This is a genomic window from Diaphorobacter sp. J5-51, assembly GCF_001023515.1.
GTDB lineage: Bacteria > Pseudomonadota > Gammaproteobacteria > Burkholderiales > Burkholderiaceae_C > Diaphorobacter > Diaphorobacter nitroreducens.
Map to the genome: position 1 here is coordinate 70772 of NZ_JSYI01000073.1, position 16578 is coordinate 87349.

Here is a 16578-nt window from a genome sequence, read left to right on the forward strand (position 1 = left end):
CCGTGGGCGCTCAGCCGCGGGGCGCGGCGCGCTACAGCCCGTCCGCGGGAGCCGGCCGCACGCGGACGGGTCGCGTGGTCAGGCTGACGCTCCACGCCACAGCCAGGCCTACCGGCACGCCGAAGACCCCGGCCGAAATCGGATGGATGCCGAACCACAGGCCATCGACGAGCAGCGCGGAAGGCACCCAATCGCGCACGCTGTCCACCTGCGCCAACAGGTAATACACCGTGACGGACAGGCCGGCGAGCATGCCGGCCACCGCGCCCTGGCGCGTAGTACCGCGCCAGAAGATGCCCAGCACCATCGCGGGCACGAAGGCCGATGCGGCGATGGAAAACGACGCCGACACCATGGGCAGGATTTCCGACGGCTTGAGCGCCGCCACGAACGCCGCGGACAGCGCCACGGAGAGCAGCGTGAACTTGGTCAGGATCACCCGCTGCTCGGGCGACGCCTTGCGGCGCGTTTCCTGGTGGTACAGGTCGCGCACCAGCGCGTTGCTGATGGTGAGCAGCAGGCCATCGGCAGTGGACAGCGCAGCGGCCAGCCCGCCCGCGGCCACCAGGCCGGAGATCACGTAGGGGAGCCCGCCGATCTCGGGCGTGGCCAGCATGATGAGGTCGGCCCCGAAGCGGATTTCGCCGAACTGCACGATGCCGTCGCCGTTCACGTCCTCCACGGACAGCAGCGAGGCGTCCACACGCGCCCATTGCGCCATCCAGTTGGGCAGTTGGTCGAAGCTGCTGCCCACAAGGTTTGTTCATGACCTCGAACTTCACCAGCACGGCGAGCGCCGGCGCACTCAGGTACAGCAGTGCGATGAAGAACAGCGACCACGCGACCGACGCGCGCGCGCCCGCCACCGAGGGCACCGTGTAGTAGCGCGTCAGCAGGTGCGGCAGGCCGGCCGTTCCCACCATCAGGCAGAACATCAGCGCCAGGAAGTTGCGGCGCGCATCGTCGAAGGTCTGGCGCTCCTGCGGGGTGCCCTGCGGATCGCCCGCAAACGCCTGGCTGTGGCGCGGCAGGCCGCCCATGGCGCGGGCACGCTCATAGTTGTCGCGCATCTCGCGCGTCCAGCGATCGCGCGCGGCAGCCTCGTCGCGCGGCATGGAGGCCAAATCCCGGCTGGCGGCCACGATCAGCCCCACGTCGGCGTTCTGGGCGCGCAGGCGCTGGATGCGCTCGCGCGCCGCTTCGCGCTCGCGCGCGAGTGCGGCGGGCACGTCGGCCAGCCGCGCCTTGTAATCCTCGGCGCGCTGCAGGTAGGCCGCGACCACGTCTTGCTCGACCTCCGAGGCCAGCAGCCCGCCCTCCAGCATGGCGATCTTGCCGATCTGTGCCCCCGCCACCACCGGTGCAACGGGGTTGCCGAGCTGCTTGTACGCCAGCCACGACACCGGGATCAGGAACGCCAGCAGGATGACGATGTACTGCGCCACCTGCGTCCAGGTGATGGCGCGCATCCCCCCCAGGAACGAGCACAGCAGCACGCCGCCCAGGCCGAGCATGATGCCGATCTCGAACTGCACGCCGGTCAGGCGCGAGGCGATCAGCCCCACGCCGTAGATCTGCGCCACCACGTAGGTGAAAGAGCACAGCACGGCCGACAGGGCCGCGATGATGCGTGGCCAGCGCCCGCCAAAACGCACCTGGAAGAAGTCCGGAACGGTGTAGAGGTTCATCGCCCGCAGGTGCGGCGCGATGAGCATGGCCACGAGCACGAAGCCGCCCGTCCAGCCCAACAGATAGGCCAGCCCGCCCGGCTGCTCCGGCGTGCCCGAAAAGCCCTGCAGATACAGCGCGCCCGACAGGCTGATGAACGAGGCCGCGCTCATCCAGTCCGCGGCGGCGGCCATGCCGTTGTAGAACGGCGGAATGCGGCGGCCCGCCACGTAGTATTCGTCCGCATCCGTGGTGCGGCCGTACACGCCGATGGCGGCGTAGGCCATCACGGTGAGAAACAGGAAGATGGGGCCGATCCACTGGCGCGACAACCCGCGCTGCTCGGCCCAGGCCATCAGGGCCACGAACCCCAGCAGCCCCGCGATGTACAGCGCCACGATGCGGTTCAGGCGCGCCATGTAGCTGCGCCCCTCGCCGCCGCGTTCAATCATGGGATGGGGCTGTGGCAGCGTCGCGCTGCGCCGCCATGTCCTGCCGTTCGAAGTAGCTCATGGCGGCACAGTAAACGCAGACGATGCCAATGAACATCAGGACTGCCCCCTGGGAGGCAATCCAGTAGCTCAACGGCCACGGGCCCACCAGGAATTGCAGGTCGCGCGCGAAGTAGCCGGTGCCGAACGACACCAGCACCCACACGAGCAGCAGGCCCGCCTTCAGCCACAGGTGGCGTGCATCGTGCAGGTCGGGGGCAAAAGGCGCCCCTTCGATCTCTTCCTGCGTGAGCGACCGGCGGTGGGGCATGGCCTGCGGCTGCGGCTGCGGCGCGGTCAGCGCGCCAGTTGCTGCCAGGTATCGATCACGCTGTCAGGATTCAGCGAGATCGACGTGATGCCCTCACGCGCCAGCCACTGGGCAAAGTCGGGATGGTCGCTGGGGCCCTGCCCGCAGATACCGATGTACTTGCCCTGCGCGCGGCACGCCTTGATGGCCAGGTGGATCAGCGCCTCCACGGCCGGGTCGCGCTCGTCAAAGTCGGCGGCCAGCAGTTCCAGGCCCGAGTCGCGGTCCAGGCCCAGGGTGAGCTGGGTCAGGTCGTTGGAGCCGATGGAGAAGCCGTCGAAGTACTCCAGGAAGCGCTCGGCCAATATCGCGTTGCTCGGGATCTCGCACATCATGATGAGCTTGAGCTCGTTCTCGCCGCGCTGCAGGCCGTGCTGTGCCAACAGCTTGGTGACGCGCTCGGCCTGGCCCAGCGTACGCACGAAGGGCACCATGACCTGCACGTTGGTCAGGCCCATGTCGTTGCGCACGCGCTTGATGGCCTCGCACTCCATGGCGAAGGCCTCGCCGAAGTCCTGGCTCACGTAGCGCGCTGCGCCACGGAAGCCCAGCATGGGGTTCTCTTCCTCGGGTTCGTAGCGGCTGCCGCCGATGAGCTTGCGGTACTCGTTGGACTTGAAATCCGACAGGCGCACGATGACGGGTTTGGGCCAGAACGCGGCGGCGATGGTCGCCACGCCCTCGGCCACCTTGTCCACGTAGAACGCGCGTGGGCTGGCATGGCCGCGCGCCACGCTCTCCACGGCCTTCTTCAGGTCGGCATCCACGGCGGGGTAGTCCAGGATGGCCTTCGGGTGTACGCCAATGTTGTTGTTGATGATGAACTCCAGGCGCGCCAAGCCCACGCCTTCGTTGGGCAATTGGGCGAAGTCGAAGGCCAGCTGCGGATTGCCCACGTTCATCATGATCTTGGTGGAGATGGGCGGCATCTCGCCGCGCTGCACCTCGGTCACCTCGGTCTCGAGCAGGCCGTCGTAGATACGGCCGGTGTCGCCCTCAGCGCAGCTCACGGTGACCAGCGTGCCGTCCTTGAGCACGTCGGTGGCGTGGCCGCAGCCCACCACGGCCGGAATGCCCAGCTCGCGTGCAATGATGGCCGCGTGGCAGGTGCGCCCGCCCCGGTTGGTCACGATGGCGCTGGCGCGCTTCATCACCGGCTCCCAGTTGGGGTCGGTCATGTCGGTGACCAGCACGTCGCCGGGCTGCACCTTGTCCATCTCGGCGATGTCGTTGACCAGTCGCACCGGGCCGGTGCCGATCTTCTGGCCGATGGCGCGGCCTTCGGCCAGCACCGGGCCGTGACCCTTGAGCTTGAAGCGCTGCTCGGCCTGGCCCTTGGCCTGGCTCTTCACCGTCTCAGGGCGCGCCTGGAGGATGTAGAGCTGGCCATCAGTGCCGTCCTTGCCCCACTCGATGTCCATGGGACGGCCGTAGTGCTGCTCGATCACCAGCGCGTAGTGGGCCAACTGCTCGATCTCGTCGTCGGTCAGCGAGTAGCGATTGCGCAGCTCGGTTGCCACCTCGGTGGTCTTCACCAGCTTGCCGCTGGCGGCCTTTTCCTGCGCCGTGGAGAACACCATCTGGATCAGCTTGGAGCCCAGGTTGCGGCGGATCACGGCCTGCTTGCCGGCCTGGAGCATGGGCTTGTGCACGTAGAACTCGTCGGGGTTCACGGCGCCCTGCACCACGGTTTCGCCCAGGCCGTAGCTGGAGGTAATGAACACCACGTCCTCGAAGCCGCTTTCCGTGTCGATGGTGAACATCACCCCGGCCGCGCCCAGGTCGGAGCGCACCATGCGCTGCACGCCCGCCGACAGGGCCACCACGTCATGGGCAAAACCCTTGTGCACGCGGTAGGAGATGGCGCGGTCGTTGTACAGCGACGCGAACACTTCCTTCATCTTGTGCAGCACGGCTTCGATGCCCACCACGTTCAGGAAGGTCTCCTGCTGACCGGCAAAGGAGGCATCGGGCAAGTCCTCGGCCGTGGCGGAGGAGCGCACGGCGAAGCTGGCCTGGTCGTTACCCGCCGACAGCGCGGCAAATGCCTCGCGCACGGCCTTTTCCAGGTCGGCGGGGAACGGCTGGTTTTCTACCCAGCCGCGAATCTCGGCGCCGGCCTCGGCCAGCGCGCGCACGTCGTCCACGTCCAGCGCGGCCAGGCGCTGGCTGATGCGGTCGTGCAGGCCTTCGTACTTGAGGAACTCGCGGAACGCATGCGCGGTGGTGGCGAAGCCCGTGGGCACGCGCACCCCCTGGGGCAGTTGGGAGATCATCTCGCCGAGGGAGGCGTTCTTGCCGCCAACGACCTCGACGTCGCTCATTCTCAGGTTCTCAAACGGTACGACCAGGGCGGTCGCCTCGAAACGTGCAGACATGGGAAAGCTCCAGAGTTTAAAAACCGGTCTGCGCCCACCGTCGCGTCAAGGGAAGGCGGGCAGTCGTCGCTCATGCAGCGGCCACGGCTTTGCTGTTGTGGTTGTGGGCCGGCGCGGTGCATGGGGAGAAATTGGGAATAATGGGCGCCATTGTAGGCGGGCTGCCCGCCGCAGCGCACGCGCCATCGCATCACCACGCTCTCCTTCCCGCTCTTCCTTTCCCATGCTTGCCACGCACACGCGCACCGTGTTCTATATCTCCGACGGCACCGGCATCACGGCCGAGACCTTCGGCAATGCCATCCTGGCGCAGTTCGACATCCGCCCGCGCCACGTGCGCCTGCCCTTCATCGATACCGAGGACAAGGCGCACCAGGTGGTGCGCCAGATCAACCACACGGCCGAGCTGGAGGGCAAGAAGCCCATCGTGTTCACCACGCTGGTGAACATGAGCGTGCTCAAGATCATCGAGGACGGCTGCAGGGGCATGCTGCTGGACATGTTCGGCACCTTCATCCGCCCGCTGGAGTCCGAGCTGGGCGTGAAGTCACACCACCGCGTGGGGCGTTTCTCGGACATCAGCGTGTCCAAGGAATACAGCGACCGCATCGAAGCCATCAACTTCAGCCTGGACCACGACGACGGCCAAAGCCACCGCGACCTGTCGGGTGCGGACGTGATCCTGATCGGCGTGTCGCGCAGCGGCAAGACGCCCACGAGCCTGTACCTGGCCATGCAGTGCGGCCTGAAAGTGGCCAACTATCCACTGATCCCCGAGGACTTCGAGCGCCGCCAACTGCCGCCCGCACTGGTGCCGCACCGCAAGAAGATCTTCGGCCTGACGATCGACCCGCAACGGCTGTCGCAGATCCGCAATGAGCGGCGCCCCGGCTCCCGGTACGCCGATCTGGTGAACTGCCGCAACGAGGTGGCCGAGGCCGAGGCGATGATGCGCCGCTCGGGCATTCGCTGGCTGTCCACCACCACCAAGAGCATCGAGGAGATCGCGACCACCATCCTGCAGGAGGTGCGGCCGGAACGGCTGCAGTACTGACCGCCCCTGCATCAAAACAAAAACGCCCCGAAAGGCGCTTTGTTTTTGATAGCTATCAGCGCTTGACCGGTAAGCGCTAAAGGCCAATTTGGCTTAGATATCAGTGGCGAATCAGGTGGTCGAAGGCCGACAAGGCCGCCGTCGCGCCCGCCCCTGCGGCGATGATGATCTGCTTGTACGGCACGTTGGTGCAGTCTCCCGCGGCGAACACGCCCGGCACGTTGGTGTGGCCCCGGGCGTCGATGATGATCTCGCCAAAGCGCGTCAGGTCCACCGTGCCCTTGAGCCAGTCGGTGTTGGGCAACAGACCGATCTGCACGAAGATGCCCTCGACCGCCACGGTCTTGGCCTCGTCCGTCGTGCGGTCCTTGTAGGTCAGGCCGGTGACCTTGCTGCCGTCGCCATTCACTTCCGTGGTCTGGGCGTTCAGGATGACCGTCACGTTGGGCAGGCTGCGCAGCTTTTTCTGCAGCACGCCATCGGCCTTCAACTCGCTGGCGAACTCCAGCACCGTCACGCTCTTGACGATGCCGGCCAGGTCGATCGCGGCCTCCACGCCCGAGTTGCCGCCGCCGATGACCGCCACGTCCTTGCCCTTGAACAGCGGGCCGTCGCAGTGCGGGCAGTACGTCACGCCCTTGGTGCGGTACTGCTCCTCGCCCGGCACGTTCATGTTGCGCCAGCGCGCGCCGGTCGACAGGATCACGGTCTTGCTCTTGAGCGTTGCGCCGTTCTCGAGTTCGATTTCCACCAGGCCGCCTTCGGTTGCGGCGGGCTTGAGGGCCTTGGCGCGCTGCAGGTTCATCACCTCGACGTCGTAGTCATTGACGTGCTGCTCCAGCGCGATGGCGAACTTCGGGCCCTCGGTCTTGCTGACCGAGATGTAGTTCTCGATGTCCACCGTATCCAGCACCTGGCCGCCGAAACGCTCGGCCACCACGCCGGTACGAATGCCCTTGCGCGCCGCATACACGGCGGCCGCGGCACCGGCGGGACCACCGCCGACCACCAGCACGTCGAACGGCTCCATGGCATTGAGCTTGGCGGCCACGCGGGCATGGGCGCCGCTGTCGATCTTGGCGACGATCTCCGCCAGCTCCATGCGGCCCTGGCCGAAATTCTTGCCGTTCAGGAACACCGTGGGCACGCCCATGATTTGGCGTTCCTTGATCTCGTCCTGGAACACGGCGCCGTCGATGGCCGTGTGCGTGATGCGCGGGTTGAGCACGCTCATCAGGTTCAGGGCCTGCACCACGTCCGGGCAGTTGTGGCAGGACAGGGAGTAGTAGGTCTCGAAATGGAAATCGCCGTCCAGGTTCTTCACCTGCTCCAGCAGGTCCGCCGATTCCTTGGAGGGATGGCCGCCCACCTGCAGCAGCGCCAGCACCAGCGAGGTGAACTCATGGCCCAGGGGGACGCCCGCGAAACGCACGCCGGTGTCCACGCCGGGGTTGGTGATCAGGAAGGACGGCTTGCGCACGGGCGCGTCGTTCTTCTCGACCACGGTGATCTTGTCGGAGAGAGAGCGGATCTCCTGGAGCAGTTCCCGCAGCTCTTGGGAAGTGGCGCCATCGTCCAGCGTGGCGACCAGCTCCACCGGGCGCTGCAGGCGCTCCAGATAGGCTTTCAATTGGGCTTGGAGGTTGGCGTCGAGCATAGGGTTACTCCTAATCAATCTAGTTATGGGAAAAAAAACCCGGGCGCCTGGCACCCGGGCGTCTTGGTCAGCCGCCGCGGCGGCTGAACGTGGCTGGTGCCAGCTTAGATCTTGCCGACCAGGTCCAGCGAAGGAGCCAGCGTCTTGGCGCCCTCTTCCCACTTGGCGGGGCACACTTCACCGGGGTGGCTGGCCACGTATTGGGCTGCCTTGACCTTGCGCAGCAGATCGGCGGCATTGCGGCCGATGCCTTCGGCGGTGATTTCCATGGCCTGGATCACGCCCTGGGGATCAACGATGAACGTGGCACGGTCTGCCAGGCCCTGGCCTTCGCGCAGGCAGTCGAAGTTCTGGCTGATTTGCCAGGTGGGGTCGCCCAGCATCGTGTACTTGATCTTGCGGATCGTGTCGGAGGCGTCATGCCATGCCTTGTGCACGAAGTGCGTGTCGGTGGACACGGAGTACACCTCCACGCCCAGCTTCTGCAGCTCGTCGTAGTGGTCGGCCACGTCGCCCAGCTCGGTGGGACACACGAAGGTGAAGTCGGCCGGGTAGAAGAAGAACACGGCCCACTTGCCCAGGACGTCCTTCTCGGTCACTTCGATAAACTTGCCGTTCTTGAAGGCTTGCGCCTTGAAAGGCTTGATAGTGGTGTTAAGCACGGACATTGCTGTTTCCTCTTACTTAGGTTGATGGGCTAGAACAAGACTGAAGTTTAGGCCGGATCGAATGATAAATCCAATAAATTGAACACATCAATTGAATTGATATTGACTATCGGCTCATTCCATTCGAGAACACGACTCAGCATCACACGCAGGCAAAGCCTGCATGCAGGGGCATTGTCTTGCCCCCTGGTGCCAGGGTCATGACAATGCCCCTTTCTGACTGAAAGGAGAAGCCCCATGAAAGGCGACGCGCAAGTCATCGCACACCTGCAGGCCCAGCTGAAGAATGAGCTCACGGCCATCAACCAGTACTTCCTGCACTACCGCATGCTCAAGCACTGGGGCTTCGACAAGCTGGCCAAGAAGGAATACGACGAGTCCATCGGCGAGATGAAGCACGCCGACCGGCTGATGGACCGCATCTTCATGCTGGACGGCCTGCCCAACCTGCAGGACCTGGCCAAGCTGCAGGTGGGCGAAGACGTACCCGAGATCCTGGAATGCGATTTGCGCGCCGAGCGCGGAGCGCAGGCCACCATCAAGGAAGGCATTGCCTACTGCGAGTCCGTACGCGACTATGTCTCGCGCGAACTGCTGGAAGACATCCTCGAAGACACCGAAGAGCACATCGATTTTCTGGAAACCCAGATCGAACTGGTCGCCAAGGTCGGGCTGCAGAACTACCTGCAGTCCCAGATGGGCGACGCCGACTGAGCCAGGCGCCAGGCGCCTGACACGGTGCCTTCCACCCTGCGCACGACCGCGTGCACTCCATCCAACGGGCTGCGGCCCGTTTTTTCATGCCTGTATCGGCGAAACCACCACCGCAAACACGCGCCACACGCCGACGCCGCTGTAAGGCAAATTCCCACAAAGGCTGCTCATCCGCCAGACGCCACGCAGCGCCGAACCCCGACTTAATTTCTTTTTGCCCCGGTTTCACAATCCATTTCATCGGATCACGCAACACATGCAACGTTATGCAACGCAGTGATCCCCTCTTGGAAAGGATTGCCCCATGACCTCCGAACAACTGCTCGCCGAAATCCGCGAAGCCAACCTCACTTACCTGATGCTGGCGCAGACCCTGATCCGCCAGGACAAGGCCGAAGCCGTTTTCCGTCTGGGGCTGAACGAAGAAGCGGCCGACATTCTGGCATCGCTGTCCGCCGCACAGGTGCTCAAGCTGGCCTCGCGCAACACGCTGCTGTGCAGCTTCCGCGTGGACGACGAACTGGTGTGGAGCCTGCTGACCAGCCACAACACGCCGCGCAAAGCCGCCAGCGAAGCCACCAACACGCTGCACGCCAACATCCTGATGGCCAGCCGCGTCTCCGAAGTGCTCTGAAGTCCCACGCCAGCGTTCTCCTCTTCCTCCGAAAGCCTGCCATGTCCGCACCCGCCAAGAGCGTTCTCAACGAATCCAAGCAAATCGAACGCGCCGCCATGCTGATCGAGATGGGAGCCCGCATGCAGGTGCTGGAGTCCGAGACCACGCTGTCGTACGAACGCCTCATCCGCCTGTACAAGGAGATCGCGGGCAAGTCGCCGTCCAAGGGACAGCTGCCCTTCTCCACGGATTGGTTCCTCACCTGGCAGGAAAACATCCACAGCTCGCTGTTCCTGAACATCTACGAATACCTGTCCAAGGGCGTGAGCCTGGACGCGGTGGAGCTGCTCACCAAGGCCTATCGCCTCTACAACGAGCAGGTGGCCGCAGCGCAGATCGACCCGCTGCTGTCCTTCACGCGCGCCTGGCGGCTGGTGAAGTTCGTGGATGCCGGCATGCTCACGCGCACCAAGTGCTCGCAGTGCGGCGGCCAATTCGTCACCGAGCTGTACGAGAACCGCCACTACACCTGCGGCCTGTGCAACCCGCCCGCACGTGCCGGCAAGAGCAAGAGCGCCGGCGCACTCACGCTGCACTAATTCAAGTCAAAATGGCTTCTAGCGCTTACCCATCAGGCGCTAACAGCTATTAAATAAATAGCATAACGGCGCGGCAATGGGCTACCGGCCCGCCAGCAGACCGCGCACGTTGGCATCCATGGGCAGTGCATAGTCGTGCGCCGCCAGCACCGCGTTGCCCGCGCCCACCAGCTTCAGACTCACGTAAACCGCCTGCGGCGCCACCGCGTAGGTGCCCACCAGCACGGCCTGCGCCGCCTGGGCGCGCGCCACCTCCTGTGCGTGCCGCGACAGCAGCAGCTCGCCCTGTCCGGGACGCATCGCCAGGGTCTCGCGTATGCGCAACTCGGTCACGCGCAGCCCGCGCTGGACCAGCCGGCCCGCCAGTTGCTCGGCCACCAAGCGCCCCAGGCGCGAAGATTCATCCAACCGGTCCAACTGCACCACCGTTGCCACCAGCACAGGGGTATCGGGATCCAGCGGCACTTGCAGCAACAGCGCATCCGCGGCGCCGTGGTTGCTGGCCATCAGGTCCACGGGGTCGCTGCTGGCCGCAGCGCCGTAGTAGTAGCGTGCGCAGCCCGGCAGGGCCAATGCGCTGGCGGTCAGCACCGCTGCCAGCAGCACGCGCCGCTGTATTCCAATGCGTTGCGTCATGCGGTCTCCCTCCTTCATGGCACGACCCGCCAGGTCGTGAGGGGCCCCGGCGCCGCAGCGGGGCGCTGGTACAGCGGTGCGTCCGGCTGCGCGATCGTGTACACGTCAGATGTGCGCACCAGCACCCGGCCCTCGCTTTCCAGCGACGTGACGACCAGCACCTCGGTGCGCATCGGCACACTCGCGTCCGCATGCGTTGCGTTGCGCTGCACGTACACACCTTCGGCCAGGCGCTGCAACGGCGCCGCGGACGCCGCACCCGCGTGGTGCTGCACCAGCTGGCTGCTGGCCCGCAACTGCAGGGCTGCGGGTTCGGTGGTCACGGCGATGCCCCGCTCCACCAAATGCGTGACCAGCAACTCGCGAAAGCCGCGCTGAAAGTCGGAGGCCTGGGGGGCCATCTCCACATGGATCGGGTGCTGCCCCGCGGGCCACGCACGCAGCCGGTCGGCCACACGCGCCGCCACGTCGGCAGCCAGCACGTCCCATTGGCGGACTGCGTTCACCGCCTGTTGCTCCGTGGGCGCGTGCGCCCCCTCCGGCGTCGCGCCGTGCAGCGCCGTTGGCAGGGGCGCGCAGCCGGCCGCCAGCCCGGCCAGGACGCAGAAGGCCAAAACCCGGTTTCTCATGATCGAAGAATATGTATTGCGTGACGATCGGCCATGCTAGCCGGTGCGCCTGCGCGCCAAGGGTGGAACAAGACGGGCTTTGCGGGCCAGATCAGCCTCAGGCCGCCGCGCCCTGCCCGGCAAGCGAGCGCACCGCGGCCCGCAGCGGCGCCACCTGCCGGCACACCAGCGCCAACTGGGCCTGCACGAGCGATAGGCCGTCGCCGGAGGCATCGGCCGCCTGCTCCAGCGCCAGCGCCAACCCCTCGGCAGCGCCATCCTCCTGCGCCAGCGCATGCCGCCCGCGCAGCGCCTGGGCCATCTGCTCGATCTGGTTCGCGGCCTCACGGGCGGCGCGCTCTGCCAACGAATCGGCCGCCACGTCGGCCGGCAGACCGCGGTGCGCACCCAAGGCCGACAGATAGCTCAACAGCGTGTGCGAGAGCACCAGCAACTGCAGTCCCACGCGCGCGTGGCGGCGCACCCAGCGCGGCTCCAGCAGCATGTGCGACAGGGCGGCGGACAGGGCCGCATCGGCGTTGTGCGCCACGCGGCGCGCCAGGCGGTAGTCCAGGTCGTCGTCCTTGCCCGTGGCGTACTGCGACATGATCTCGCGCAGGTACAGCGCATGGGCCTCCAGCGCCTCGGCCGCAACGGCACCCAGGCGCTTGCCCTGCCAGTCAGGCAATACCAGAAACATGGCGGCCGCCGCGATGAGACTGCCGATCACCGTGTCCAGCAGGCGCGGCAGGATGAGCGTGTAGCCTTCGCCCGTGGTCTGGTTGAAGCACAGCAGCACCATCAGCGTGATGGCCGCCGTGGCCAGCAGGTAGCGCTGGGTGCGCGTAAGGAAGAACAGCACCCCCGCCGCCACGGCCAAGAGCGCCTGCAGGGTCGGGCTGGGGAACAGCTCCAGCAACGCCCAGCCCGCCACCAGCCCCAGCGCGGTGCCCAGCACGCGCCGCGCCACGCGGGACACGGTGGCCCCATAGGTCGGCTGGCAGACGAACAGCGTGGTCAGCAGGATCCAGTAGCCATGCCGCGGGTCCGTGAGCTGCATGGCGGCATACCCCGCGGCCAACGCCAGCGTGAGGCGCACCGCATGCCGAAACAGCACCGAGCGCGCATGCAGCTGCGCACGCACGCGGCCCCACGCATCGGCCAGCGAGCGCGGCGTGCGGTCGAACAATGCGATGTCCCCCAGCACCGCGTTTTGCATGGGCAGCGTGGCAGTGGTGAGTTGCGCGTCCAGCGTGCTGAGGTTGCGCGCCAGCGCGCGCAGCGAGCGCAGCGGGCGCTGCCAGGCGCTCTGGCCCTGGCGCTCCAGGTAAGTGATGGAATCATGCAGGTCTGCCAGTGCCTGCGCATGCCCCGCATCGCGTACCAGCGGGCGGCGCCGGCGCAGTGCTTCACCCAGTTGCGTGCAGGCCATGCCCTGCAGCGTGAGGACGCGCTGGCAGCGGTACAGCACATCGCTGTGAAAGAGCACGTCCGCCCATTCGTTGTAGTGGTAGTGTGAGGAGCTCGCGCGCTCGTGAATATCCTGGGCGATGAAATACAGGTTGAGCAGTTGCAGCAGCCGGCCCTGGGGCGGCTGCGCGTCCATGCGGCTGAACAGGCTTTCCTTGGCGCTGTTGAGCGCCGCCACCACGCGCGCATTGGTCTGTGCCAGCGCCAGCCGCCTCTGCTGCACATCCACGCCGCGCACGGGCTCGAAGACGCTGGCCTTGAGCCGCAGGTAGGCGCCCAGCTCCTCGTACAGCGCAGCCATGCCATGCCGCAGGGGCAACAACGGCGTGAGCACACACCACGCCAACGACAACAGTCCGTACCACCCCGCGCCCGCCAGCAGCAGCGCAGGCATGCGCCACCAGGGCTGCGTGTCGCCCGCACCCTGGGGCACGCTGAGGGCCGCATACAGCGCCAGGATCACCGTGGCCGAAGCGATCGCGCGGTAGCGCCCGCCGACCGCGCCCAGCAATGTGAAGACGAAGCTGCACACCAGCAGCACCACCAGGAACCACAGCGGCTGGTCCACGAGCGCCGCCACCGGGAAGGCCACCAGCGCGAAGCACGCCAGTGTGACCACCAGCGCCTTCAGGCGGCCGCGCCAGCTGTCATCCGTCTCGGCCAGCGCAGACGCGAGCACGCCCAGGAACAGCGGCACCACCAGCTCCACCTGGTGCGTGCCCCAGCTCCAGGCCATGGCGCCGCCCAGCGCGAGCAGCACGCGCAGGCCGTAGGCCCAGGCGACCTGCGCGCCCAGGCGTTGCAGCCACTGCGCCGTGATGCCGTCTACCACGCCCGTACCTCAGCCCGTGTTGCGCAGCCCCGCGGCAATGCCGTTGATGGAGATGTGAATGCCGGTCTGCACGCGCTCGTCGCCCTGGCCCGCGCGCCAGCGGCGCACCAGCTCCACCTGCAGGTGGTGCAGGGGGTCGATGTAGGGGAAGCGGTGCCGTATGGAGCGCGCCAGCGCCGTGTTGGCCGCCAGGCGCTGCTTTTCCCCTGTGATGCGCGTGAGCGCGTCGGCCGTGCGCTGCCATTCGGCCTCGATCACACCGAACACCTTTTTGCGCAGGCGCACATCGGCCACCAGCTCGCTGTAGCGCGAGGCCAGCGCCAGGTCGCTCTTGGCCAGCACCATGTCCATGTTGGACAGCAGCGTGCGAAAAAACGGCCACTGCCGGTACATCTTCTGCAACAGCGCCAGCTGGGCCTTGGGATCCTTGCCCGGCGCGTGCGTGAAGGCATCCACCGCCGCGCCGAAGCCAAACCAGCCCGGCAGCGTGAGGCGGCACTGGCCCCAGCANGAATTGAAGAAGTAATCGGTGAAGCCCGGTGTCTCGTACACCAGCGCGCGGTAAGCCTCCATGCTGGCCTGCGAGAGCTGCTCGGCCGCTTCCAGGAAAGCCTTGGTGGCGGACTTGGTGGGTTGCAGCAGCGTGGCTTCCAGCGTGGCGGCCACCAGGGTCTCCAGATTGCGCCGGCCGATCTCGGGGTTGGCGTATTTGGAGGCGATCACCTCGCCCTGCTCGGTCAGGCGGATCTGCCCGCGCACGGTGCCTGGCGGCTGCGCCAGGATGGCCTGGTAGCTGGGTCCGCCGCCACGCCCCACCGTGCCGCCACGACCGTGGAACATGCGCAGCTGGATGGGCGCGCCCGCCTGGGCGGCGTTCATCTCGTCGAACAGCGCCACCAGCGCGATCTCGGCGCGGTACAGCTCCCAGTTGCTGGTGAAAATGCCGCCGTCCTTGTTGCTGTCGCTGTAGCCGAGCATGATGTCCTGCTCGGCCCCGCTGGCGCGCACCAACTGCACGATGCCAGGGATCGCGTAGAACTCGCGCATGATGGGCGCGGCATTGCGCAGGTCCTCGATCGTCTCGAACAGCGGCACCACGATCAGGTCCGCCCTGGCGCCCGTGTCCAGCGTGCCTTGCAGCAGGCCCACTTCCTTTTGCAGCAGCAGTACCTCCAGCAGGTCGCTCACCGTCTCGGTGTGGCTGATGATGTAGTGGCGGATGGCGTCGTCGCCATAGCGCTCGCGCATCTGGCGCGCGGTCTCGAAGATGGCGACCTCGCCCGTCGTGTGCTCGGAATACGGCGCCCCCACCACGCGCAGGGGCCGTGCGTCACACAGCAGGCGCAGCAGCAGCGCGCGGCGCGCGGGCTCGGGTAGGGCCTCGTAGTCGGACTCCACCCGGGCGGTGGCCAGCAGTTCGGCCACCACGCGCTCGTGCTGGTCGGAGCTTTGGCGCAGATCCACCGTGGCCAGGTGGAAACCGAACACTTCCACTGCGCGCATCAGCGGGCGCAGGCGTTCGCCCACCAGGGCCGCACCGCGGTGCGAGCGCAGCGAAGCCTCGATCACGCGCAGATCGGCCAGGAAGTCGCCCGCGCTGGCATACGCATTCTGTGGAGCTACGGCATGGCGTGCAGCCTCGCCGCCCGTCAAATCCCTGAGCGTGGCGGCCAGGCGCGCGTACACGCCCGTGAGTGCGCGGCGGTAGGGTTCGTCGCGGCGGTGCTCGCTGGTGTCGGGCGAGCGTGCGGCGAGCTGCAGCATCTCGGCCGAGACCTGCACCAGGTTGCTGGAGAGCGACAGCTCGCGCCCCAGGTGATGCACCTCGGTCAGGTAGTGGCGCAGCGCCACCTCGGCCTGGCGGCGCAGGGCCAGTGCCAGCGTGTCGGCGCTCACGTTGGGGTTGCCGTCGCGGTCGCCGCCGATCCACTGGCCCATGCGCAGGAAGCTCGCCACGGGGTGGCTGCCGCCCAGCTCGCGCTCCAGCTCGGCATAGATCTTGGGGATCTCGTGCAGGAAGGTGTATTCGTAGTACGAAAGGGCGTTCTCGATCTCGTCGGCCACGGTGAGCTTGGAGTAGCGCAGCAGCCGCGTCTGCCACAGCTGGGCCACGCGCGCGCGCAGCTGCGCCTCGTTGGCGGCCAGCTCGCGCGGGGTGAGCGTGTCTTTCGCGCTGTTGTAGAGCTGGGCGCGCGCCTGGATATCGTCGCGCTGGGTGAGCAGCAGGGCGATCTCGCGCTCCGCGTCCAGGATGCTCTTGCGCTGCACCTCGGTCGGGTGGGCCGTGAGCACCGGCGCCACATAGCTGGTGGCCAGCGTCTGCGCCACGGTGCGCGGCGCGATGCCGGCCCAGCGCAGGCGCGCCAGCGCCACCTCGATGCTGCCCTCCTGCGCGCTGCCCGCGCGCTCATGCACGGCGCGGCGGCGGATGTGGTGGCGGTCCTCGGCCAGGTTGGCCAGGTGGCTGAAATAGGTGAAGGCGCGAATCACGCTCACCGTCTGGTCGCCCGTCAGGCCCTTGAGCAGCTTCTTCAGCGCCTTGTCGGCCTCGTGGTCCGCGTCGCGCCGGAAGGCCACTGACAGTTTGCGGACCTGCTCCACCAGGTCGTAGGCGGCCACGCCCTCCTGTTCGCGGATCACGTCGCCCAGGATGCGCCCCAGCAGGCGGATGTCCTGGATCAGCGGCAGATCCTTGTCGGCTTTGCGGGTGGGCGGCGGCGCATCGGTGGCGTCGGTGGTGCGGGCAGAGTCGTTCTTGCGGGTGGTTTCGGTCTTGCGGGCGGGTGCGGTCATGCGCAAATATCTCCTGCGCGCCGGTGAAATCGGGGGGGTCTTTGGGGGCCGGCCGCGCCAGCGCAGCATGCTAGCATCCCCCGC

Annotated in this window: 12 protein-coding genes and 2 pseudogenes; 4 read left to right on the forward strand and 10 right to left on the reverse strand. The window is 66.8% G+C overall.

The features are described from left to right. Positions 1–31: 31 nt before the first annotated feature. The 3 genes and pseudogenes from OX89_RS10110 to ppsA form a co-directional block, all read right to left on the reverse strand. Positions 32–2120 (reverse strand): annotated as a pseudogene (locus OX89_RS10110) (VC_2705 family sodium/solute symporter). Next, on the reverse strand, positions 2113–2430 hold the full coding sequence (locus OX89_RS10115; RefSeq protein ID WP_047350522.1) for a DUF4212 domain-containing protein: 318 nt from the start codon (positions 2428–2430) through the stop codon (positions 2113–2115). The pseudogene OX89_RS10110 and the gene OX89_RS10115 overlap by 8 nt, the downstream one beginning before the upstream one ends. Before the next feature lie 26 nt (positions 2431–2456). Then, positions 2457–4847 carry a phosphoenolpyruvate synthase gene (gene ppsA, locus OX89_RS10120; RefSeq protein WP_047350523.1) on the reverse strand — a complete coding sequence of 797 codons (2391 nt, stop codon included), beginning with the start codon at positions 4845–4847 and terminating at the stop codon, positions 2457–2459. Between the two features lie 223 nt (positions 4848–5070). Between ppsA and OX89_RS10125 the strand changes: the two genes are divergently transcribed. Further along, positions 5071–5901: a pyruvate, water dikinase regulatory protein gene (locus tag OX89_RS10125; protein ID WP_011806033.1), complete on the forward strand. Its 831-nt coding sequence runs from the start codon at positions 5071–5073 to the stop codon at positions 5899–5901. Between the two features lie 100 nt (positions 5902–6001). On the opposite strand, the gene ahpF is transcribed toward OX89_RS10125, so the two are convergent. After that, positions 6002–7558: an alkyl hydroperoxide reductase subunit F gene (gene ahpF, locus OX89_RS10130; protein WP_047350524.1), complete on the reverse strand. Its 1557-nt coding sequence runs from the start codon at positions 7556–7558 to the stop codon at positions 6002–6004. A gap of 104 nt (positions 7559–7662) precedes the next feature. Then, complete coding sequence (gene ahpC / locus OX89_RS10135; RefSeq protein WP_047350525.1) at positions 7663–8226, reverse strand: alkyl hydroperoxide reductase subunit C; 564 nt, start codon at positions 8224–8226, stop codon at positions 7663–7665. Positions 8227–8463: 237 nt separating this feature from the next. On the opposite strand from ahpC, the gene bfr reads away from it, so the two are divergent. The 3 genes from bfr (at position 8464) to flhC (ending at position 10155) form a co-directional block, all read left to right on the forward strand. Further along, positions 8464–8940 carry a bacterioferritin gene (gene bfr, locus OX89_RS10140; RefSeq protein WP_011806036.1) on the forward strand — a complete coding sequence of 159 codons (477 nt, stop codon included), beginning with the start codon at positions 8464–8466 and terminating at the stop codon, positions 8938–8940. Positions 8941–9244: 304 nt separating this feature from the next. Then, entirely contained in the window at positions 9245–9574 is a 330-nt protein-coding gene (gene flhD / locus OX89_RS10145) for a flagellar transcriptional regulator FlhD (RefSeq protein ID WP_011806037.1), read from the forward strand. A 41-nt stretch (positions 9575–9615) separates the two neighbouring features. Then, positions 9616–10155 carry a flagellar transcriptional regulator FlhC gene (gene flhC, locus OX89_RS10150; protein WP_011806038.1) on the forward strand — a complete coding sequence of 180 codons (540 nt, stop codon included), beginning with the start codon at positions 9616–9618 and terminating at the stop codon, positions 10153–10155. 81 nt (positions 10156–10236) lie between these two features. On the opposite strand, the gene OX89_RS10155 is transcribed toward flhC, so the two are convergent. The 5 genes and pseudogenes from OX89_RS10155 to ppc all read right to left on the reverse strand — a co-directional run. Then, positions 10237–10791, reverse strand: coding sequence for a FlgO family outer membrane protein (locus OX89_RS10155; RefSeq protein WP_234305545.1), 555 nt, complete (start codon positions 10789–10791; stop codon positions 10237–10239). A 14-nt stretch (positions 10792–10805) separates the two neighbouring features. Further along, positions 10806–11405 carry a hypothetical protein gene (locus OX89_RS10160; protein WP_234305546.1) on the reverse strand — a complete coding sequence of 200 codons (600 nt, stop codon included), beginning with the start codon at positions 11403–11405 and terminating at the stop codon, positions 10806–10808. A gap of 112 nt (positions 11406–11517) precedes the next feature. After that, a complete protein-coding gene (gene yccS, locus OX89_RS10165) occupies positions 11518–13701 on the reverse strand; it encodes a YccS family putative transporter (protein WP_047350528.1) in 2184 nt (727 codons plus the stop codon). Positions 13702–13710: 9 nt separating this feature from the next. Continuing rightward, a partial coding sequence (locus tag OX89_RS19110) for a phosphoenolpyruvate carboxylase (protein WP_234305547.1) occupies positions 13711–14211 on the reverse strand: 501 nt, incomplete at its 5' end. Position 14212: 1 nt separating this feature from the next. Beyond that, positions 14213–16494, reverse strand: a pseudogene (gene ppc, locus OX89_RS10170) (phosphoenolpyruvate carboxylase); the annotation flags it as partial. Positions 16495–16578: the final 84 nt, after the last annotated feature.